General features: G+C 43.7%; 18 protein-coding genes and 1 pseudogene. 10 read left to right on the top strand and 9 right to left on the bottom strand.

Translation table 11 applies throughout. The features are described 5' to 3' along the window. Nucleotide 1: 1 nt before the first annotated feature. Nucleotides 2-328 (bottom strand): hypothetical protein, encoded by a 327-nt coding sequence (locus QUB44_RS23450; protein ID WP_333371208.1) that lies wholly within the window; start codon nucleotides 326-328, stop codon nucleotides 2-4. Nucleotides 329-586: 258 nt separating this feature from the next. Beyond that, a complete protein-coding gene (gene glnA / locus QUB44_RS23445; protein ID WP_333371206.1) occupies nucleotides 587-2,008 on the bottom strand; it encodes a type I glutamate--ammonia ligase in 1,422 nt (473 codons plus the stop codon). Between the two features lie 337 nt (nucleotides 2,009-2,345). Here glnA and apcB point away from each other — a divergent pair, with 337 nt between their 5' ends. Next, entirely contained in the window at nucleotides 2,346-2,855 is a 510-nt protein-coding gene (gene apcB / locus QUB44_RS23440; protein WP_293258696.1) for an allophycocyanin subunit beta, read from the top strand. Between the two features lie 253 nt (nucleotides 2,856-3,108). Here the strand turns inward: apcB and QUB44_RS23435 are convergent, their stop codons facing one another. Then, a complete protein-coding gene (locus tag QUB44_RS23435) occupies nucleotides 3,109-3,348 on the bottom strand; it encodes a hypothetical protein (protein WP_333311999.1) in 240 nt (79 codons plus the stop codon). 223 nt (nucleotides 3,349-3,571) lie between these two features. On the opposite strand from QUB44_RS23435, the gene QUB44_RS23430 reads away from it, so the two are divergent. From QUB44_RS23430 to QUB44_RS23420, 3 genes and pseudogenes are all read left to right on the top strand, one after another. After that, entirely contained in the window at nucleotides 3,572-4,414 is an 843-nt protein-coding gene (locus QUB44_RS23430) for a TlyA family RNA methyltransferase (protein WP_333371204.1), read from the top strand. Between the two features lie 136 nt (nucleotides 4,415-4,550). Next, entirely contained in the window at nucleotides 4,551-5,240 is a 690-nt protein-coding gene (locus QUB44_RS23425) for a hypothetical protein (protein ID WP_333162052.1), read from the top strand. A gap of 524 nt (nucleotides 5,241-5,764) precedes the next feature. Continuing rightward, nucleotides 5,765-6,469, top strand: a pseudogene (locus tag QUB44_RS23420) (IS1 family transposase). 192 nt (nucleotides 6,470-6,661) lie between these two features. Here the strand turns inward: QUB44_RS23420 and QUB44_RS23415 are convergent. Beyond that, entirely contained in the window at nucleotides 6,662-7,252 is a 591-nt protein-coding gene (locus QUB44_RS23415; protein WP_333371202.1) for a hypothetical protein, read from the bottom strand. Nucleotides 7,253-7,489: 237 nt separating this feature from the next. Then, a complete protein-coding gene (locus QUB44_RS23410; RefSeq protein ID WP_333371200.1) occupies nucleotides 7,490-7,879 on the bottom strand; it encodes a DUF1830 domain-containing protein in 390 nt (129 codons plus the stop codon). 374 nt (nucleotides 7,880-8,253) lie between these two features. Here QUB44_RS23410 and QUB44_RS23405 point away from each other — a divergent pair, with 374 nt between their 5' ends. Together QUB44_RS23405 and QUB44_RS23400 are read left to right on the top strand one after the other, a co-directional pair. Then, nucleotides 8,254-9,834 (top strand): photosystem II high light acclimation radical SAM protein, encoded by a 1,581-nt coding sequence (locus tag QUB44_RS23405; RefSeq protein ID WP_333371198.1) that lies wholly within the window; start codon nucleotides 8,254-8,256, stop codon nucleotides 9,832-9,834. Between the two features lie 459 nt (nucleotides 9,835-10,293). Further along, on the top strand, nucleotides 10,294-10,740 hold the full coding sequence (locus QUB44_RS23400; protein WP_333371196.1) for a hypothetical protein: 447 nt from the start codon (nucleotides 10,294-10,296) through the stop codon (nucleotides 10,738-10,740). 133 nt (nucleotides 10,741-10,873) lie between these two features. On the opposite strand, the gene QUB44_RS23395 is transcribed toward QUB44_RS23400, so the two are convergent. Next, complete coding sequence (locus QUB44_RS23395; RefSeq protein WP_333371247.1) at nucleotides 10,874-11,269, bottom strand: pre-16S rRNA-processing nuclease YqgF; 396 nt, start codon at nucleotides 11,267-11,269, stop codon at nucleotides 10,874-10,876. A 1,034-nt stretch (nucleotides 11,270-12,303) separates the two neighbouring features. On the opposite strand from QUB44_RS23395, the gene QUB44_RS23390 reads away from it, so the two are divergent. Both QUB44_RS23390 and QUB44_RS23385 read left to right on the top strand, forming a co-directional pair. Continuing rightward, nucleotides 12,304-13,299, top strand: a complete 996-nt coding sequence (locus tag QUB44_RS23390) for a hypothetical protein (protein WP_333371194.1) — start codon at nucleotides 12,304-12,306, stop codon at nucleotides 13,297-13,299. 1 nt (nucleotide 13,300) lies between these two features. Next, nucleotides 13,301-14,149 carry a hypothetical protein gene (locus QUB44_RS23385; protein WP_333371192.1) on the top strand — a complete coding sequence of 283 codons (849 nt, stop codon included), beginning with the start codon at nucleotides 13,301-13,303 and terminating at the stop codon, nucleotides 14,147-14,149. 9 nt (nucleotides 14,150-14,158) lie between these two features. Here the strand turns inward: QUB44_RS23385 and QUB44_RS23380 are convergent, their stop codons facing one another. After that, a complete protein-coding gene (locus tag QUB44_RS23380; RefSeq protein WP_333371190.1) occupies nucleotides 14,159-15,847 on the bottom strand; it encodes a DUF3084 domain-containing protein in 1,689 nt (562 codons plus the stop codon). A gap of 77 nt (nucleotides 15,848-15,924) precedes the next feature. Further along, nucleotides 15,925-16,590, bottom strand: a complete 666-nt coding sequence (gene ntcA / locus QUB44_RS23375; RefSeq protein ID WP_006634020.1) for a global nitrogen regulator NtcA — start codon at nucleotides 16,588-16,590, stop codon at nucleotides 15,925-15,927. A 328-nt stretch (nucleotides 16,591-16,918) separates the two neighbouring features. Here ntcA and fabI point away from each other — a divergent pair, with 328 nt between their 5' ends. Together fabI and hisB are read left to right on the top strand one after the other, a co-directional pair. Next, on the top strand, nucleotides 16,919-17,695 hold the full coding sequence (gene fabI / locus QUB44_RS23370; protein ID WP_006634022.1) for an enoyl-ACP reductase FabI: 777 nt from the start codon (nucleotides 16,919-16,921) through the stop codon (nucleotides 17,693-17,695). Nucleotides 17,696-18,019: 324 nt separating this feature from the next. Then, a complete protein-coding gene (gene hisB, locus QUB44_RS23365) occupies nucleotides 18,020-18,658 on the top strand; it encodes an imidazoleglycerol-phosphate dehydratase HisB (RefSeq protein ID WP_333371245.1) in 639 nt (212 codons plus the stop codon). A 45-nt stretch (nucleotides 18,659-18,703) separates the two neighbouring features. Here the strand turns inward: hisB and QUB44_RS23360 are convergent, their stop codons facing one another. After that, nucleotides 18,704-19,654 carry a PmeII family type II restriction endonuclease gene (locus QUB44_RS23360; RefSeq protein WP_333371188.1) on the bottom strand — a complete coding sequence of 317 codons (951 nt, stop codon included), beginning with the start codon at nucleotides 19,652-19,654 and terminating at the stop codon, nucleotides 18,704-18,706. Nucleotides 19,655-19,785 lie beyond the last annotated feature (131 nt).

Below are 19,785 nucleotides of genomic sequence, written 5' to 3'. Positions count from 1 at the left end.
GTCATAACCTCTCTTCAACTGTAGCTAGAATGCGAAGCAGTACCCGTTCCGCTTCTAGATAAACAAATGTCAGTATGATGACTTGATCTTCCTTGCTGATCGTCACATCCCATGTGGCAGATTGTGGTTCAACCCGTTCGTGCCTGACTATTACAGTATATTGTCCTGCTGCCAAGTCATCAAATCCCGCATCTGCCTCCATCAAGGCAACCGTCTCCTCGGCCAGTACCCGTCCGTCCCGACTCAGTAAAGTAATAAAGGCAATGCCATCAACTGAGGTCATGGCAATATTATTTTGATTGCGTACCATCACAAAAATATCGGACATTCTTTGGTTATTAGTTATTGGTTAATTTGTTATTTGTTATTTGTTATTTGTTGTTCCAAGACCGCCGTTGCAGACGGTCTTTTTTCGATTAAAAATCAAACATCAAACACCCAAAATGACAGTTTTAGATTTTTGATGTTTGATTTTCAACTACAGCAGATTGCAGGTTTATGAGGTACGCGGGGCAATCCCATGCCCCATGCCCCATGCCCCATGCCCGACCCCAGACTGTACCTATATTGCTGAAAACCGCTGTATCTAACAGTCGTAGTAGAGAGCAAACTCGTAGGGGTGAGGACGCAGCCGCATCGGGTTGACTTCATTATCGAGTTTGTAGGAAATCCAGGTTTGGATGAAGTCTTCGGTAAATACGCCGGTTTCTGTTAAGAAACTGTGGTCTTTTTCTAAAGCTTCTAAAGCGCCTTCCAAAGAACCGGGAGTTGAAGGAATTTTGCTCAATTCTTCAGGGGAAAGGTCGTAGATATCCACGTCCAAAGGTTCGCCCGGATCGATTTGATTCTTGATGCCGTCTATGCCGGCGCACAGCATGGCTGCAAATGCTAAATAGGGGTTGGATGTGGCATCGGGACAGCGGAATTCTAACCGCTTGGCTTTGGGGTTGGTTCCCGACAACGGAATCCGCACTGATGCCGATCGATTCCCTTGAGAGTAAGCTAAGTTTACAGGCGCTTCAAAGCCCGGAACTAAACGCTTGTAGGAATTGGTTGTGGGGTTTGTGATTGCCAAAAGTGCCGGTGCGTGCTTGAGAATGCCGCCGATGTAATGCAGTCCCATTTGACTGAAACCTGCATATTTATCGCCTGCAAATAGAGGTTGACCGTCTTTCCAAATCGACTGGTGAACGTGCATCCCGGAACCGTTGTCGTTAAACAGCGGTTTGGGCATGAAGGTGATGGTTTTGCCGTATTTTTTGCCGACGTTTTTGATGACGTATTTGTAAGTCAGCAAGTAGTCAGCGGCTTGAACTAAAGTTGCAAAGCGGAAACCGAGTTCGCATTGACCGCCGGTGGCGACTTCGTGGTGGTGTTTTTCGATGGGTACGCCGCATTTTGCCATTGTCAGCAGCATTTCCGTTCTCATGTCTTGTGAGGTATCGGTTGGTGCTACTGGGAAATAACCTTCTTTGTAACGCGGTTTGTACCCGAGGTTGCCGCCTGCTTCTTCTTTGCCGGAATTCCAGCGACCTTCGATCGAATCTACGTAATAGTAGCCGGAATTTTGGGTTTGGTCGAAGCGAACGTCGTCAAAAATGAAGAATTCTGCTTCCGGGCCAAAGAATGCTGTATCGCCGAGACCGGTCGAAAGCAAGTAGTCTATGGCTTTTTGGGCAATGGTGCGGGGACAGCGACTGTACGGTTCCCCCGTGCGGGGTTCTTTGATGCTGCAAATGAAGCTGATAGTCGGTTCTGCCATGAACGGATCCATCCAAGCGGTGGTCGGATCGATGACCATCGTCATGTCTGATTCGTTGATGGCTTTCCAGCCTCGAATGCTGGAACCGTCAAAGGGTACGCCGTCTGTGAATGCGGTTTCGTCGATTTGGTCGTGGTACAGGGAAAGGTGTTGCCAGATCCCCGGCATATCGATGAATTTGAGGTCAACGATCTGGATCTTATTTTCTTGTATGTAGTTTAAGGCTTCTTGGGGTGTCTGGAACATGACTTACTCCTGATATTGGTTGTGTCTTGGCGATCGGCCGATTTCAGACTGTGTGGGCGATCGTAGGCCTTCAGTATCCACTATTTTGTATCTATGGCTACAAAATTTTGAAATAGGGGCCCAGTGCGGCCGGGCAGTTTGAGATTCTTGCCCTGTGGATTTTTCGGCTGAACATACTAGGCAAACGGCTGAATTTTACGACAGTTTGCCGGGGATAGACTACCCTTCGTGAAAATCCCATCTCAAATCTTAATCAAACGCCGATTTGTAGTAGTCTACAATAGGCGGTCTGTCTCAGATAGCAAAGTATTGATAAAGATTTTTGGGAGAGAAACTTATGCGCGATGCAGTGACGAGCCTGATTGAAAATTATGATGTTGCTGGTAGGTATTTAGACCGAGATGGTATCGATCGGTTGAAATCTTATTTTGCAACGGGCACGGCACGGGTACAGGCGGCGGCTGCAATTAACAGCAATGCTGCGGCAATTGTCAAGCAAGCTGGTATCCAGCTATTTGCTGAACAGCCGGAACTGATCCGTCCCGGGGGAAATGCCTACACGACTCGTCGCTACGCGGCTTGTCTGCGGGATATGGACTACTACTTGCGCTATGCTACTTACGCCTTGGTGGCTGGAAGTACCGACGTGCTCGACGAGCGCGTGCTGCAAGGTTTGCGAGAAACTTACAATTCTCTAAGCGTTCCCATTGGCCCGACGGTGATGGGGATTAGCATTATGAAGGAGATGGTTAAGGCTCAGGTGGAAGCTGCTGGCTTATCTGTGGGGCCTTTTTTGGATCAGCCTTTTGATTACATGATTCGCGAATTGAGCGAACAAGATATTTAAGTCAATTTGCTAGTTCTTTTAGCAGCAAATTGCACTTGTGGCTGGCAGTTAGCAGCCGTTAGATTGATCGCTTTTTTTGGTCTCACAGCCTCCAAGCGATCTTTTTTTATGGGTTATACAATTTTAGATTAAAGATTTCAGATTAAAAATTATAGATTAAAAATTATAGATTAAAAATTTGAATAATTGGGAATGACTTATGAATTAATGGTTTGGAGCTTCCCTATAATTGCATTCTTGTTTGAAACTGGTGCTAGAAATCGTCAACACATCCCCAGACGAGGCATTTGTCTAGGGGATTTTTGGTTTGGCGCAGATCGATTTGTGCGACGGTTGTTGCTTCTACTTCGCCATTGGGGTAAAGAATGTGGATGATGTCACCGCTGACGAAGGCGAGGGGATTTTCTTGACAATTACCCGGATTTCTGATAGGAAAGTTAATTGTTTTCATCGTCGATCGCCCTGATGGTATTTGTAGCGCTTTTAGCTGCATATAAATCATCCGCTAGCAGCCAAAATTTTTGTGTGATTCTATGAATTGTATATCTGTGATAAAACTACACACTCAGAGCGATCTCAGTCACATAATGTGAGCTGGGGGCGATCGCCCTGCGATGATCGAAAAACCAAAATGCTAGCAAAAAATCAGCAGTCCGGCTTGTGCGTAAGTGCTAATCTGGTACTGTCCTTAACCCTATCCGTACAGATTAAAAACCTTGGCTAAACAGCGACTAGACACTTTATTGGTCAGCCTCGATTTGTGCAGTTCCAGACAACAAGCTCAGGCATTGATTAGGACTGGGAAAGTCTCAATCAACCAACAGGTAGTTGACAAACCGGGTACTGAGGTTGACATTGCAGCAAAAATTCAGATCAAAGAGCGATCGCGCTATGTTTCCAGAGGCGGCGACAAATTAGCCAAAGCTTTAGAAGTTTTTGCGATTCCCGTTGCAGGCAGAATTTGTCTCGACGGCGGCATCTCCACAGGAGGTTTTACCGACTGTCTGCTGCAAGCCGGCGCCGCGCTAGTGTATGGCGTAGATGTTGGCTACGGTCAAGCAGATTGGGGCTTGCGTAACGATCCGAGGGTAATTTTGAAAGAACGCACCAATTTGCGGTACATGACTGCTACTGAGCTTTACGGCGACTCTGCGCCAGCAGATTTGGCGGTAGTAGATGTGTCGTTTATTTCCCTGGATAAGATTTTACCCGCGCTGTGGGAATTGTTGACACCACCGCGAGAAGCAGTGTTGCTGGTAAAGCCGCAGTTTGAGGTAGGGCGCGAGAGAGTCGGGAAAAAAGGCGTAGTGCGAGACTCAGCAACTCAAGCTGATGCGATTTTTCAAGTGTGGAAGGCAGCCACAGCTTTAGGATGGCAGGAAAGGGGCTTAACGTGGTCGCCTTTACTTGGCCCGGCGGGTAATATCGAGTATCTTTTATGGTTGGGGATCGATCGCGAACAAGAAACAGACCAGAGGGCGATCGAAGAGAGTGTTGTCAAGGAACGGATCGCACAAGTTACCAAAGCGGCCGCGCGGGAACTTGTCGATCGATTGTAGATTTTACATTTTAGATTGATTTCAAGATGTCAAGCTAATCTATTTTAAAAGTCAAATTTTGAACTCCTGATTAATCTAAAATTTCAAGTTTTTTCGTCAATCGGACTCCTCAACTTTCACAAGAGTGAATAATTCCATGCAATCATTCAAACAAGCCGGTTCGATTTTACTCTACGTTCTAGGTGCCATTGGGTATGTGGCGATTGTAGCTATTATTGTAGGCGTTTCAATTCTCATCAAGTGGGCAGCTTTGCTACTAGCAGACAAATTATTATATACAATTCTCATTATCGGCGATTTGTTGAGAGGTATCGAAATTATTGAACTGTTAAATATATTAATATTTGCTTTTATCGGTATGGGAGTGGGTGTGGCGACAAGGCTTTTACACCCTCAATACGGTCGCAAAATTAGTGCAGCTTTGTTGATAGTTATAGTTCCCTTAGTTTTCATGATTACGCCAGCCATTAGATATAATTCTTGGCTGGACAAAGTAGAGGAATCGGATAACTTATTACCCGCGCAAACTGCAACCTTAACTAACTCATTTTTGAATAGAAAAGTAGGATTGCCTGGTTTTATGGGTTATTACGTATATACTGGTCAGTTTCCCGTTATTCCGGCGAAACAATCGGAGATGAAAGATCTTGACAGTTTTGAAAAAAAAGTTAATTCCAGATTTGTACAGTTCACAGGTATTGCTCCGACTATTGTTACTTGGTCAATGCGGGTTTGTTTTTGGCTGATTAGAATATTTTATTTTTCTATAGCGGTAATTGCCACGATCGCCCATTTTAGGGAAGGTGTTAGAATCGCGAGACGGTAATACGATTTTAGATTTTAGATTTTAGATTAAAGAATGGGGTATCACTGATGAGTATGGTGATTTGGAGTTTACCTACAGTTGCATTTTTTTTGGACAATTGTATAAGAATAAAGGTTATTCCTTACTTGGTATGCTAAACTAACAATTAAAATGCCAATAAGCAAACATCTATTTTTGTAATTTTCAAAATTTCTAAAGCCATACGCCGAACTTTTTACAGCGGATTCCAGGTTTATGAAGTACAGTAGCAGCAGCTTCTAAACCAGTTTTTAAAGTGCTGTGGATTAACCAAATAAGCGTGCCGTAGCTAGTAAAACGTCAACCATCTTGGTAGTAATTGGCGAAAACTGACGTAAAAAAGCTTTCAGTGGTGACCACCATAATTAGATCGGATTAAAGTCAGGAGAATAAGGTGACAAATTCAAGACACTGGCACCAGCGGCTTGAATCAATGGTTCAATCATCGCCAACTTACAGCATATTCCGGCGTTGCTGAGTTAGAGTATGAATAGGAGGAATAATTTATACAATGCCCAGAATGTAAATCAACCCATATCCGTAAAAATGGCAAGAAGAAAGGAAAACAGAATCACATTTGTGTCCAATGTGGTCGTCAATTTATTAATCACTATGAACCCCATCGAGGTTATAGCGAGAGTATCAAACGTGATTGCCTAAAAATGTATGTCAATGGTATGGGATTACGGGCGATAGAACGAGTTAAGGGAGTTCATCATACCGGGCGTAATAAATTGGATAAAACAAGTCGGAAAACTGTTGCCAGATGTTTATGATCCTGAAGTCATTCCAGAAGTTGGTGAACTCGATGAATTACAAACTTATGTAAAAAAAAACAGACAAAATCTGGCTGTGGACAGCGGTTGACCACTTTCAACCAGGAATTTTAGGCTGGGTATTAGGGGATCATAGCGCTAAGACATTTGAACCATTATGGGACAAGGTAAGTGCATGGAAATGCTACTTTTATGTAACTGATGGATAGTCTGTATATCCCATGTTTATTCCTGATGAGGAGCAGATTATTAGCAAGACTTATATGACACTCCTTAGAAGGGGAAAATACCAGACTAAGACATTATTTGGCTAGGCTAAATCGTAAGACTCTTTGTTATTCTAAATGTGAGGAAATGCTCAAGCATTCTATTAAGGTATTAATACATTACTTGAAATTTCATGATATTCCCATTCCTGGGGCATTCATACCTTGATTCAGCAACACCAATAATTGTTGTTTGAGAATGCACGCACGATTTGGCATAATGGAGGGAGATATTTTGGTTTGTAAGGCAATTATCTATGTATATCTTGCCTTACAGATTTTTTTTGGCTCACTTTTTCAGTGCCATTGGACTGAAGTCCTCACTACCAACTTTATAACAGTTATTGTACTGGAGATAATATTACAGATTTCCTTTAATCCCGATCGCCGTAACAATAGTCCACGCATCCACCAACAGCAGAAGCAGCGTACATAAAAGTAAAATAATATACATCCAAGGCTGCGACAAAGGGCGGACATCTCTAGTATCAATAGCTGTTTTTGCTTCCACCAAACCGACTAATTTACCAAACCCAGCCACTCGCATTGGCAACAAATAACCTTCACCCGAATGACTCAAAAAATAGTAAACTAAACCTCCTTGACCTGTCGATCGAGGTTTGAGAGCTTTTACCTCAGTCCAAGGTAGCGACCAACCCTTGCGAAACAAACGCGGAAACCACTTGGGATATGTGACTTCAATCCCTTCCTCGCTCAAAATTACCCTTTCACTGAGCACGCCGTACAGGCCCACAGCCCCGACAACAATTGCCGCCCAGAGTGCCGCCGGGGGAACCGGTGCTTTTGTTACTTCCGACAAAAACGGCAATGGAATTGTCAGGGCTGTGTACAAGCTCAACAGCGTGATTCTAATCAGGGGAGAAAGCCGGAATACCGCCGGCTCAAATACTGGGGCAGAAGATGGGGAAGAGGCAAGAGGTTGTGCTGACATGGCTGAAATTCGAGAAGCTGTTTAAGGATATTTTTGCACAGCTTTTGGGCCCGCCAACCAAACTCAGGGAAATAGGAAAAACCGGACAATCTTTGCAGTCGGGAGTTTTGATCTAAAATTCATTTCACAAACTTTGATTCTTAAGTGTTGAGTTTTTACCACTTTGCTGAAGTTGGAATTTTGAGCGCGGAGTTATCAATTAACTGACAATTTATAACTCAAAACTCACAACTCCGATTAATCGACGGCGGTTAGGGCCGGTACAGTCAGAGGTTCTGAGATTTCTCGCGATTTGGGGCGGCCAGCCATGATTGTTCGATCGCCCTGAACTGCCTCTCGCGATCTGCTAGGATTGACGTTTGAATAGGGGCCTTCGTTAATCTGCAAGCGATCGCAAGGAATTTTATCCGACAAAATTGCACTAGCCATCATCCCGGTGTGAATTTCCAATGCTGCGGCCGGCATCGCTTCAAACACTAAGCGCTGTCCGGGAAACACCACTCGTTCAAAGTACCAGTTAGGAATGTTGGTGATACGAGCAATCTGAATTTGACTGGTGGCGTTGACGTAGCAGCACAGAATCTTGCTGTCGGTGTCTGAGGGTACGGGGTCAAGAATTTGAGCCATAACTGCTGAGGGAGCCTTGCCTAAAAGTTTTAGTTATCTTCTCAGGCTAACACTAGGTGATCCCGCCTACTGTAAAGCCGACTACCAACTCCCTAATACATGAGAGACCGATCGAACCTAACTTAAAATCTAACCGGATAAATATCGGCTTTTTGACTCCCCGCTGGGATTTTAAGTCAAAATACGCTGTATAGACTTAAAAATTAGCTTTTTTCTGCTGCTGTCGCCGATCGACACCAACAAGCTCGGCCTTGAGCTCAATAGAAAAATTTAAGAATATTTAATGTCAAATTGCGAAAATTAGACATATTGTAAAGTTATATTAAAAGAATATTAACATAGCTGAAAAAGTTCCACTTTAGGATATGGCAATCATGGAAAACCGAGAAAACCGAGTCCTGTACGTTCGCCTCCCTTGCAATCCTATTTTCCCGATCGGAGTTGTGTATCTTTCGGATCACGTACACAAGCTGTTTCCCGATGTCGAACAGCGCATTTTCGATTTAGGCGCCGTACCCCCCCTGGATTTCGCTAAAGCTTTAGATGCCAGCATAGACGAGTTTAAGCCGACTCTGCTGGTTTTCTCTTGGCGCGACATTCAAATTTACGCGCCCGTGGGCGGCCGGGGCGGAAATCCGCTGCAAAATGCCTTCGAGTTTTACTACGCCAAAAATCCGCTGATCAAGTTCCGGGGAGCCCTCGGAGGACTGCGTTTAGCCGCATCTTACTACACCGAACTCTGGCGCAATTTGGGACTGATTAAGCGCGGATTGAAGCGGGCCCGTAAATACCGCCCCGAAGCTCGTGCAGTGGTCGGAGGCGGTGCTGTGAGCGTGTTTTACGAGCAGTTGGGTCGCAGTTTGCCGACGGGAACTGTGGTTTCGGTGGGGGAAGGCGAAGCTTTGCTGGAGAAGTTGATTAAGGGCGAAGATTTGGCCGAGGAAAGATGTTATGTGGTGGGAGAAACCGTGCCACGCGCGAAGCTAATTCACGAAAAACCAGCCAACATCGAGAAAACAGCCTGCAACTATAACTACATCGAAACCATTTGGCCGGAATTTTCCTATTATCTGCAGGATATGGACTTCTACGTCGGAGTCCAAACCAAGCGCGGCTGTCCTCATAATTGCTGTTACTGCATTTATACGGTGATTGAAGGGAAACAAGTGCGGATCAATCCAGCGGATGAGGTGGTAGCAGAGATGCGGCAATTGTACGATCGAGGTATCCGCAATTTCTGGTTTACCGACGCTCAATTTATCCCAGCACGCAAATTCATCGACGATGCAGTTGAATTATTGCAAAAAATCATCGCCGCCGGCATGGACGATATACACTGGGCCGCTTACATCCGTGCGGATAATCTCACACCAGAGTTGTGCGATTTGATGGTAAAAACGGGGATGAATTACTTTGAAATCGGCATCACCAGCGGTTCCCAGGAACTGGTTCGGAAAATGCGGATGGGCTACAACTTGCGAGTAGTTTTAGAGAATTGTCGCGATTTAAAAGCAGCCGGTTACAACGATGTGGTTTCCGTGAATTACTCGTTTAACGTCATTGACGAAACCTTTGAAACCATCCGGCAAACTATTGCTTATCACCGAGAACTAGAGCGGATTTTCGGAGCAGATAAAGTAGAACCTGCTATTTTCTTTATCGGGTTGCAGCCGCACACTATTTTAGAAGAATACGCCTTTAAAAAGGATATTCTGCAACCGGGTTACGATCCGATGAGTTTGATGCCTTGGACAGCGCGCAAATTGCTGTGGAATCCCGAACCTTTGGGTTCGTTTTTCGGGCAAATTTGTTTAGAAGCTTGGCAGCGGAATTCCAATGATTTCGGCCGCGAAGTGATGGCTATTTTGGAGGAAAAACTCGGCTGTGCGGATTTGGAAGAGGCATTAACCGCGCCTGTGGAAATCAAAGACAAACAGTTGGCAGCAGTTAATTAATTACCAGGTTCGCAGTCAGGACGACGGTTATTTTAAAAATGGGAAATGGGAGGAAAAATGTATCTTCTGTTTCCCTTTTTATTATTCACTAAATAGCTAAGCACAAATAAACATTACCCTGTAACTGAGTCAGTTCGCGATCGCCTGGGCGTCTAGAAACCCGGTTTCTACGAAAATTAAAGGTTTACTAACGAGAAATATACGAAGAAACCCGGTTTCTCAGATCAGCGTGAACAAGCCATAAAACCTTAAATATATCCTAAATACAAGAGATTGCTTTCCTTCGATCGCATTGACATACTTATGTATTTTCACTGGTGTAGGGTGAACAGTTCACACCTTACTTAAACCGACGGTGTACCGTGTTCCTGCACCTTTCACCTCTGAGATTAAATATTATTAATATCCAGCAAATATCGCTTAAGATGTAATTATATAGTTAAAACCAGGAGTGACCAGATGTTTTATAAAGAGAGAGTTAAGGGCATTAAAGGAGTAGTTCTAGTTATGGCAGGCATTAGTGCGATCTGCTTTTTGACTGCCTCAGCACAAGCAACTCCACTAAATCAACCGATTGGCAAAGTTCGGGCGATCGCACCCAACACTTTGGGCAATAACCAACCGCTGCAAATTGCTCAAGTTGAGGGATGTCCGAGGGCCGAAATGGTGCAATCTTTCGCAACGCCCAACTTTTCTATATACATTTGCAAAACCCAGGAAGGCGATATTTTTTACCGCGGCCTCAGCAAGATAAATGGCACCCAAATCAATGTCATGCAAGTAACTACAGGTGATGACGGAAGTTATGAAGCGACTAACGGCAATATTATCTATTCGATTAACCCCGAACGCCTGCAAGTCCGGCAGAATGGTAAGGTAATCTTGACCGAAGGTGTTATCAAGTAGCCCTAATTGTGATTCAACGATCGCTCCTCTAAATTTAGGGTGTATTTTATTTAAGTGAAAAATTCAAGAGTCGCCAAAACATATTGATTCCTTAATTATCAAAGCTCATCAGTGGTAACGCTTATAAAATTGACTAACTTTTGTTTAAATACCTCTCAATTAGGACGATCGCCACAATATCGTCCACTGGCTTCGGTGGCGTCCGCATTCCCTGGGGAATCAAGCGAGAAAGTCCCGTCGGAGGGTACATTTGCCAGTAGCGTTCCCTCGCTTCTAAACTGCTGTATCTCTCGTCAACCTGAACAATTTTGAGCGCAGGCGACAAACTCTGCGTCAGTTTTTGTTTCCAACTCTTAGAAGTCGTTTGATCTCCGATTACCAATAACTCAATGGGAAACTGTTCGCACAAAGATTGAATAGTAGATATCGCTGCTTCGGACTGCACAACTTGATGGTAGCAGACCTTCTTATCTCTACCCATTACAGCTATGCCACATTTGTCTTTACCTGGATCGAAACCTAAAATCATATTTATTAGTTCTGAGTTCATAAGTTTGTAGTTGCGCTGTTGTAGTCGAGGAAACCCATCACCAACTTATATCTAATCTGACACTTGCATTCTTGAATGTCTCAAAATCTTTGCGGGGGAGCGCACTTATTTTGCTTGACTTTTTTGCAGGATTGACATATTATATCATCATGGTAATTCGTGTGGCCATATAATATCATTCTCGTTCGATTGAACGCAATAAGATTCGCTCGTAGTGCGGACTTGAGTCCGCAGCCGGAGAGCGGACTTAAGTTTTTGTAGGGTACGTCGCTGTGAGATTTTTGATGGAATTTGCAGATTTGAGATGGCGACGCACCTGACTGACTGTCTAACTCACAGATGCTAGCTGAAGTCATTGAAGTTTCTCCTCATTAATTATTGTTTATAAAGGATAAAAAATTAAGCAGGAGAGGCTAAAGAAACAGTTTACCGCAAATCATAGAAACTGGAAAATATTCATTTTTTTTATTGGCTCTTGACAGGGAAGAAAATATGCGGCACAATAAAAATTATATTCTTTGAGTAAAAATGTAGGTCAACATCTAAATTAAGCTTTAAACCATCAAACAAAAGATTAATTTATGAATCAGCAAAATTTATATACGGACTTCAGTGATATTCCATTAGGCATTACCATAAAATCGGGAATTTTGTTAAATCAGAGCCTGAGATGCTGTCGGTTTCGTATTTACTCTGAACAATATGATTCTTGCAATGCTGATGCCTTAGTCTATTTTTTTGAGATTAACCTAATGAGGGTTAATGGGGATAGAATAGAGCCTACTGAATATTCAACTTTTCATGACACTCAAAGTCAAGTATGGCAAATTGATAGTTTCCGGGAGAACTCTCCTCCAGATCCTCCTGGACTTATCTTTTGTTTGACTCGTAGAAATTGACAGAACACAACATGGACGCTAGTTTGGGTCAGATCAGGTTTTTATGCAGCATTTGCTGGTTAAGACTTAGTTAAGTAGACAAGTTCAAACTTTAATTATATCAGGGTTGAATTTATGGGAGAGGCAAAACGACGTAAGAAACTTAATCCTAATTATGGGAAGCCCACTTCTCAAAATGATCCAATAGGCATAGAAGAAAACTATGAGTGTTATGGAGAACGTGCAAAGTATTTCAGAGATTTAGATTTTTATCTAAATCAGGGTGGGGCTTTTGAAGAAAGTCTTCCTAAATACCATAAATATAGATCCGTTACAGAAAGTCAACTTTTTCAGTTTATTCAAAATGCCGTTGATCAGGAAGAGCAAACTGCTACTTACATTCTCAATAAAGTGAAGTCATTGTCTGACCTCACTGAAATTCAGAGCGATTTATTAAGCCTAGTGGATCAGTCGATTATGTCAAAGAGATCTGGCGATCTCAATCAAGCCTTCAAATACTACGATCAAGTATTTAGTCATAATCAAACATGGTTTATGCTTTGGTACGGTCTTGCCAAGCTATTATGCCTATTTCGAGAATACAGAATGGCTTTTGCGTGCATAAAAATTTGCACTTACTTATACCCGAAAATGTGGAATGGCCGTCAATACCATTCCGATCATAATTTGTCATACCATTATGACCAAATAAATTCTTTAGCTATAGCTGGCGAGGAAAATGAATCTTATCTCAAGACACTAGGTCGTCCCCTTGATACAATAGCAGATTCTAAAGGCAAAATAAAAGTAGTCAAGCCAGAATCGCTCTCTTCAGATATCAAAACGCAGGTACAAGGTGATAGTCACAACATGGTAAGGATTAAAGTTGTTGATGTTGGTCGTTCCGGTAATCCTGAGTATGCTGAATATACCCAAACACAGTTGGAAGAGTTCCGCTTTACAATCGTCACAGTGCTGACAAGAAACTTGATGCCTACTGCTGATGATTTTATTGAGACAGTTTTAGGTGCTTCTCTTGGGTGTCATTACTGGCGCAAAGATTTAAGTTTTGTTGGTGCTGTTGAACAAGTTGTACAAGATATAGAAAGAACTATGGGAAGAGGATATTGACATGGGAAAAGCAAAACGCCGCAAGCAAACTCCTAATTATAGGAAGCCTACTTCTCAAAATAAACCAACAAGCGTAAAAGGGAACACTGAAATACATAATATAGATTTCCCCATAACACCGAAAAAAGCTTGTGAATTAAATAAAAGGCTTAGGGAAAAAGGATGGGGATTGTTTTACAAAGAATTCATGAGTCAAAATAATATGCTTACATCCCGCTACTATAGAACCGAGGTGATACTAAGTACGAGTTTTTACATGGGGGATAGCAAGTTTAGTGTTGAGGGACAAGACTTTTATGTTCCAATTGTCTGTTTTCATCCCCAAAGTAACATAGTTAAGGTACTGGGATTGAAACACGACGAAATTGTTCTTGTGTCTCGTTTTCAATACTTCGAGCATCTTCAAAGGAAGGCTATAAAACCACAATTTTTCGGTTGCGTAAAAATGTTAAGTAAGGATATTATACGAGAGTATGGATATGTTTCAAATTCTAGTTGGCATTCTTTTGGTGGGGACAAATCAGACGAAAACTCTTTGATTATAAATACTCTCAGAAATTCGGAGGACAATCAAGAAGAAAAAGTTAAAACTTTTACAGAAAGAGAAGAGTTAGGGATATCAGCAGATAGATTACTAATTACAGTAAAGGTATATTACCCAGATGAACATGAAGGGCAAAAATGCCAAGAAGTTTTAGTTTATTTGCTAAAAAATGGGGGATTTGATGATTATATAGGTTATGACCATAGAATTACTACGATAATTAATGAAAATTTAGGTGATAATTGGTTGAAAATCAGTTGTACAGGTGGGTTATACTCCAGTTCCTACTGTAACCCAAAAAGTTGATCGCACTTATTATTTAACTTTCACCTCTCCACCGCCCGGTGGTTGTTGTCCGGTGCGGAAAACAACGACTCCGTTTTCAAGAGCCACTAAATCTATTTTAAGCGGGCCGGCGATGTAAGTGACATCTGCTGCGATCGCCTGAACTTCCAGCGGTTTCTCGTACTGCTGCAACTGCTCGATAAAACCAGCTAAAGTTTCAATCTGATTGTCGGCCACTTCGAGTCTACCGCCGACAACGCCAATCAGGCGAGCGCGAAATTGACAAGCTTCTATCAATTGCAGCAACTGCTGCCGCACCTGTTCGTCGGTCAAAGTCACCGGATCGACAGCAATCCCTGCAATCACATCTCCAGCGCGGAAAACAACTCGATTGATTTCTGCTTCTGCAAATACCTTAATTACCTTTTCTTCCCGCAAGTAATTAGCGCCGGCGACAATCCGCACCACGTAGTCTTGACCGTCTTTAATCTGACTAATTAGTTGATCGATTTCTGCTTTAGTAATTTGAATAATCTGGTCTCTAACCTTCCTATTTTCCGGCTGCATGAGTCCGACGGTGGTTTTATTTGCTTCTTGCAAAAGTCGATCGATCGCGCCACTTGCCATACCGGGTTCGATAATGCGAACGACGCCAGCAGCTAAAATTTGACCGCGCCTGATGGCAACTGTACCCTCGCGGATTGCCTGAAAGTCCCGTTCCAAAACTTGCACTTGCTGCTGCAATAAAGTTTGCTGCTGTTCTAGTTGAGCTTGTTGCTGTGCCAAGGTTTCTAACAGTGCTTCCCTCTCGGCAATTACTTTGTCGCGCTCGACAATTATTCGATCGCGCTCTGCCAGATTTTGCACCCGCTGAGCAATTTCCTTGTCTCGCTGGGCAATTAGTTCGTTGCGAGCGACAATTTCCTTGTCCCGCTGGGCAATTTCTGCCTCTCGCTTGGCAATTTCTCGATCGCGCTGGGCAATTTGAGTTTTTACCTGCTCTCGCTGCTCAATTAACTGTTGGCGTTCCTCTTGCAGTTGAGCGATTTCCGATCCTAAAGTCGTTTTTTGAGCAGAAACTGTTTTCAATTGGTTCTCGGTGCGATCGAGCTGAGCTTGTGTATTCGATCGGGCCGTTTCGACCAGTTTCAATTGTTCTTCGGTGCGGGATTTAGCTGCTTCCACACTGCTGAGCTGTTCTTCTGTCTGAGATTTAGCCGCTTCTACCTGACTTAACTGCTGTTCAGTTTTAGACTTGGCTGCTTGCACGCTGTTGAGCTGGGCCCGCAGCGAGTTTAATTTTGTTTGCGTCCGAGCTTGCTCAGCATTAGCCGTTTGGAGGGATTGATTAATTTGCTCTAAATTGGCTCTAGCTTGCGCTTGAGCGGCTCTGGCTTGAGTTAATTCAGTTTCAACTCGATTTTTTTCTTGAGTGGTTTGGTTGAGTTCTCTGCGGGCGTTGTTAAGTCTTTTTTGAATTTCGTCTATTCTAAAAACTCCTGTTCGCAGCGGTTTGCTAGTCGCAAACAAAATGCCCAGAGTCAGTGCGGACAGGATGCTGCCGGCCATTACTGTCACAACAACAGCAGTATCGCGGGGGCGAAGTTTGAACAAGCTCAACCTTGCCTTGCCGACTTTCGTCCCAAGGCGATCGCTGACAGTGGCGATCACACCCCCCAACACTAAAATTACAAATACCAGGATGTATCCAGCAGTCATTCCGATTTTAGATTTTGGATTTTGGATTTTGGATTGAATCTAAAATCCAAAATCCAAAATCCTATACTTTCTCGGCATCAAGTGAATTGCTGGCTTAGGGCCACCGGGTTGTGGACTGTGATCTTTTTCTTGTGGATCGAGATCATTGTTTCTTGCCTGAGATCGCCCAGTAAACGAGTCACAGTTACCCGTGTCGAGCCGATCGCTTCGGCGATCGCTTGGTGGGACAGCTTCAAATCTATCGTAATCCCCTCTGTACCGGGTACGCCAAAATCCCGGCACAGAATCAGCAAAAAGCTGACGAGTCTCGAACCCATATCTCGGTGGGCCAGCGTTTCGATCATCATCTCGGTTTGCAAAATCCGAGATGACAGTCCCCGCAGCATCACCATGGACAATTCTGGGTCTTCCTTGAGCGCTTTCTCAACTTGTTCGATCGGCAGCGAGATCAATTCCACCGGTGTAAAGGCTACCGCATGGTAAAACCTGTCCGATCGGTGTCCCGTAATCAGAGACAGCACCCCAAATACGCTATTTTCGCGCAGGAGGGCGACTGTAATTTCTTCCCCTGCTTCGTACACCCTGGAGAGCTTCACAGCACCTCTAATGAGAACGTAGACGCGCTCAGCCGGGTCTCCAGGGAAAAAAATTGTCTTGCCCCGTTCAAAGGTTTCCACAATGGGTGGAAACGCCCCGCCGCTGATTTGGCGGAACACGGCTGCTAGCGGTCTATCATGCGTCACGACTAGATCCTTTGTACTAATCAATACTTTATAACTTGCCGATTAACCTTATTGAGTAAATATACTTCCTAACCTCCAATATCTAGGGATTCTGTTACTTCCATCTAATGTTAAGGTAAACACACGCTGTATGATTAAATCTAGCCCTTCTCTTAACTTTTTCAATTCCCCCCCATGTAGCTCCACAGCAAAATTAATATCAATTGTGTCTCAATTGTGTCTCAATTGTGTCTCAATCAGTTAAATCTGAATCAGTTGTGTCTAAACTGGCGGGGTTGTCGCATAGAGCCAATGAGAACGGTGCAAGTTGCTTTTAGATAAACTACAGATGATAGATTTGACCGGAAAAAATGCTCTTGTTACGGGCATTGCCAACAATCGCTCGATCGCCTGGGGCATCGCTCAGCAGCTCCACAAAGCTGGGGCCAACCTCGGCATAACTTATTTGAAGGACGAGAAAGGCAAGCACGAGCGCAAAGTCGCTGAACTGGTGGAACCGCTCAATCCCAGTCTGTATTTGCCCTGCAATGTCCAAGACGAGAGCGAAATTGAGTCTACTTTTCAAACCATCGCCGACAAGTGGGGCAAGTTAGATGTCCTGATCCACTGTCTGGCTTTTGCCGGCAAGGACGAACTTTCGGGAGACTTCACCAACACTTCGCGCCAAGGTTTCTCCAATGCTTTGGATATTAGCGCTTACTCGCTGGTGCGGCTTTGTGCTGCAGCTAAACCCCTGATGGCCGAGGGCGGCAGTATTGTGACCCTGACTTATTTGGGCGGCGTCCGGGTAGTTCCTAACTATAATGTGATGGGAATTGCTAAGGCGGCTTTGGAAATGAATGTTCGTTATCTGGCTGCTGAACTCGGCCCGTTAAATATTCGGGTAAATGCGATTTCTTCTGGCCCGATTCGGACTCTGGCTTCGTCAGCAGTTGGCGGTATTCTGGACATGATCCACCACGTTGAGGAAGTGGCGCCGCTGCGGCGGACGGTGACTCAGCAGGAAGTGGGAAATGCTGCGGCTTTTCTGTGCAGCAATCTCGCTAGCGGGATTACGGGTCAAGTTTTGTATGTCGATGCCGGTTACGAAATCATGGGAATGTAACGGTAGTCGAGAGTTTTGAGTTATGTAAGGGCGGGTTTAGACAATAAACTTTTACTTTAACAAGTAAGTTTTATGCAAAAACCGCCCCTTTCGAGAGTTTTGAGTTTTGCATAATTCTCTTAACTAAACACTTGAGAATCAGCGCTGCTGAAGCTGTAATCTTCAATTATATTATGTGCGGTCGATTACCCCTAATAAGGTAAGGGCGGGTTCACGAAAAATATTTGCCAATAATTGACAATCTCAAAAACCCGCCCTTTTAATCGCTTGATCGGACATGATATTACTAATTATCAATAACTAATGAATGACCAATTGCGAATTATGGAGATAATCGATCGCCCTTCTGTACCTCCTGCAAGTTCAGTTCAACCAGCTAGGGCCGCCTTGGTGAAACGCACGACACTGGAAACGGATGTCACGGCCAGCCTCAATCTCGACGGTGTGGGAACTTGCAAGGCGTCTACGGGGATTCCGTTTTTAGACCATATGTTGCACCAGATTGCTTCTCACGGATTGATCGATTTGGATGTGCAGGCGATCGGGGATTTGGAGATTGACGACCACCACACGAACGAAGATGTGGGGATTACCTTGGGCCAAGCCCTAGCAAAAGCTGTCGGGGATCGATCGGGCATTTCTCGCTTCGGGCATTTCATCGCACCTTTGGATGAAGCTTTAATTGAGGTAGTGCTAGATTTTTCGGGACGGCCTCACTTAAGTTACAACTTAGAAATTCCCAACCAGCGGATCGGCACATACGATACTGAATTAGTGAAAGAGTTTTTTTCGGCGGTGGTGAACCACACTCAAATGACACTGCACATTCGACAGTTGCAGGGGGGAAATTCTCATCATATTGTGGAAGCGGCGTTTAAAGCATTTGCGCGAGCTCTGCGGATGGCGGTGGAAATCGATCCGCGGCGGGCTACTCGGATTCCGAGTTCTAAAGGGGTTTTGTAATTTGGGGTTAGTAGTAGCGTTTGGGCGCTACTACTAACCTGTAAATCAAAATATATCTGCTATATAGTTAAAAACACCTTGACTTCCCTCGCCGTACTTTCCGATAAATTCAGCGATGATTCGCTCGCTACACCTTTCTATAGCTTCATCAATAGAACTTTGTGCTAAAACTTGACTAGCCGAGTGACGCAACACTTCAAACAGATTCACAGTATAGCGAGTATCTTCACTGACAAAATCCCACAGTTCTCGACCTATTAAAGTTATCATGTCCGAATTTGGCAAAATTTGCTTCAGTAAACCAAGTGTGACAGTTTTATTAGTTCTTTTGCCGTAAGCTATACCAATATAAGCGCGATCGCCCTCCTGAATTTTTTCCTCAATTTTGGCAGCCCAATATACTATCTGGTCTTTATCCATATCATTCGGGCCGCTTTTTACCTGTATCCAGCATTTCGCGCCATCACTGGTAGTTTTAATTGCGTCCCATCCTGACTCTTCCGGTGGAATTTCTGCACTTTCAGAACAAGATATCAATAGTTTTTGAATAAAAAATCCCATTGAAGTGACAATAGACCTAGTAGCAGTCATATAAACATTGAGCCTGACAACTTCTTCGGGAGTGTCCAAATTTAACGCCCTAATTAAAAATGGGTTGGGATGAATTTTCCCTAAAGTCAGATTTTCAACCATAACTAGCTGTCGCCCAGTAAAATCTCGACAAATGCTGGCTAAAAAATTTTCAGCGATAGTAAGTTGCAGCGACAGCTTGCCTGAAGATATAAATGCTAAAATGCGTTCAATCTCATCGGGAGTGAATCTCAGCGCTCTTTTGCCCGATATGCTGCTGATGCCGTTTCTAAGTGTTTCTGCTTCTAAGTTAATAAATTCTTCTAACTCCGCAAAGTGACCGGCTAAAGATTGAGACTTTCTGGCCGGCAGTCCTACTTCTTTTTCTAAAACAAATGCTAATAATTCATGAAGTTGCTCTGACACTTTTATTTCTCCTAAACTCTGTTTTAAATATTAGTTAATTAAAGAGAGAAAGCTCAGGGTAAACGCATCTAAATTAATTTGACAAACACCTAAATTTGTGCATTACTAAATAACTAAAAAAAACTTTTAAA

Origin of the sequence: Microcoleus sp. AT3-D2, from assembly GCF_036705715.1 — a bacterium.
In the GTDB taxonomy this organism is placed as follows: Bacteria; Cyanobacteriota; Cyanobacteriia; order Cyanobacteriales; family Microcoleaceae; genus Microcoleus.
Note: the sequence above shows the minus strand (reverse complement) of the source record. Positions and strands in the feature narration are given on the sequence as shown.

Bases quoted from the DNA above. Each gene is read 5' to 3' on its own strand.
- QUB44_RS23425 (WP_333162052.1), top strand. From the start codon at position 4,551: ATGCAATCATTCAAACAAGCCGGTTCGATTTTACTCTACGTTCTAGGT.
- QUB44_RS23435 (WP_333311999.1), bottom strand. From the start codon at position 3,348: ATGCAGCTAAAAGCGCTACAAATACCATCAGGGCGATCGACGATGAAA.
- QUB44_RS23380 (WP_333371190.1), bottom strand. From the start codon at position 15,847: ATGACTGCTGGATACATCCTGGTATTTGTAATTTTAGTGTTGGGGGGT.
- QUB44_RS23410 (WP_333371200.1), bottom strand. From the start codon at position 7,879: ATGGCTCAAATTCTTGACCCCGTACCCTCAGACACCGACAGCAAGATT.
- glnA (WP_333371206.1), bottom strand. From the start codon at position 2,008: ATGTTCCAGACACCCCAAGAAGCCTTAAACTACATACAAGAAAATAAG.
- QUB44_RS23400 (WP_333371196.1), top strand. From the start codon at position 10,294: ATGTTTTATAAAGAGAGAGTTAAGGGCATTAAAGGAGTAGTTCTAGTT.
- QUB44_RS23390 (WP_333371194.1), top strand. From the start codon at position 12,304: ATGGGAGAGGCAAAACGACGTAAGAAACTTAATCCTAATTATGGGAAG.
- apcB (WP_293258696.1), top strand. From the start codon at position 2,346: ATGCGCGATGCAGTGACGAGCCTGATTGAAAATTATGATGTTGCTGGT.
- hisB (WP_333371245.1), top strand. From the start codon at position 18,020: ATGGAGATAATCGATCGCCCTTCTGTACCTCCTGCAAGTTCAGTTCAA.
- fabI (WP_006634022.1), top strand. From the start codon at position 16,919: ATGATAGATTTGACCGGAAAAAATGCTCTTGTTACGGGCATTGCCAAC.
- QUB44_RS23405 (WP_333371198.1), top strand. From the start codon at position 8,254: ATGGAAAACCGAGAAAACCGAGTCCTGTACGTTCGCCTCCCTTGCAAT.
- QUB44_RS23385 (WP_333371192.1), top strand. From the start codon at position 13,301: ATGGGAAAAGCAAAACGCCGCAAGCAAACTCCTAATTATAGGAAGCCT.
- QUB44_RS23450 (WP_333371208.1), bottom strand. From the start codon at position 328: ATGTCCGATATTTTTGTGATGGTACGCAATCAAAATAATATTGCCATG.
- QUB44_RS23395 (WP_333371247.1), bottom strand. From the start codon at position 11,269: ATGATTTTAGGTTTCGATCCAGGTAAAGACAAATGTGGCATAGCTGTA.
- QUB44_RS23415 (WP_333371202.1), bottom strand. From the start codon at position 7,252: ATGTCAGCACAACCTCTTGCCTCTTCCCCATCTTCTGCCCCAGTATTT.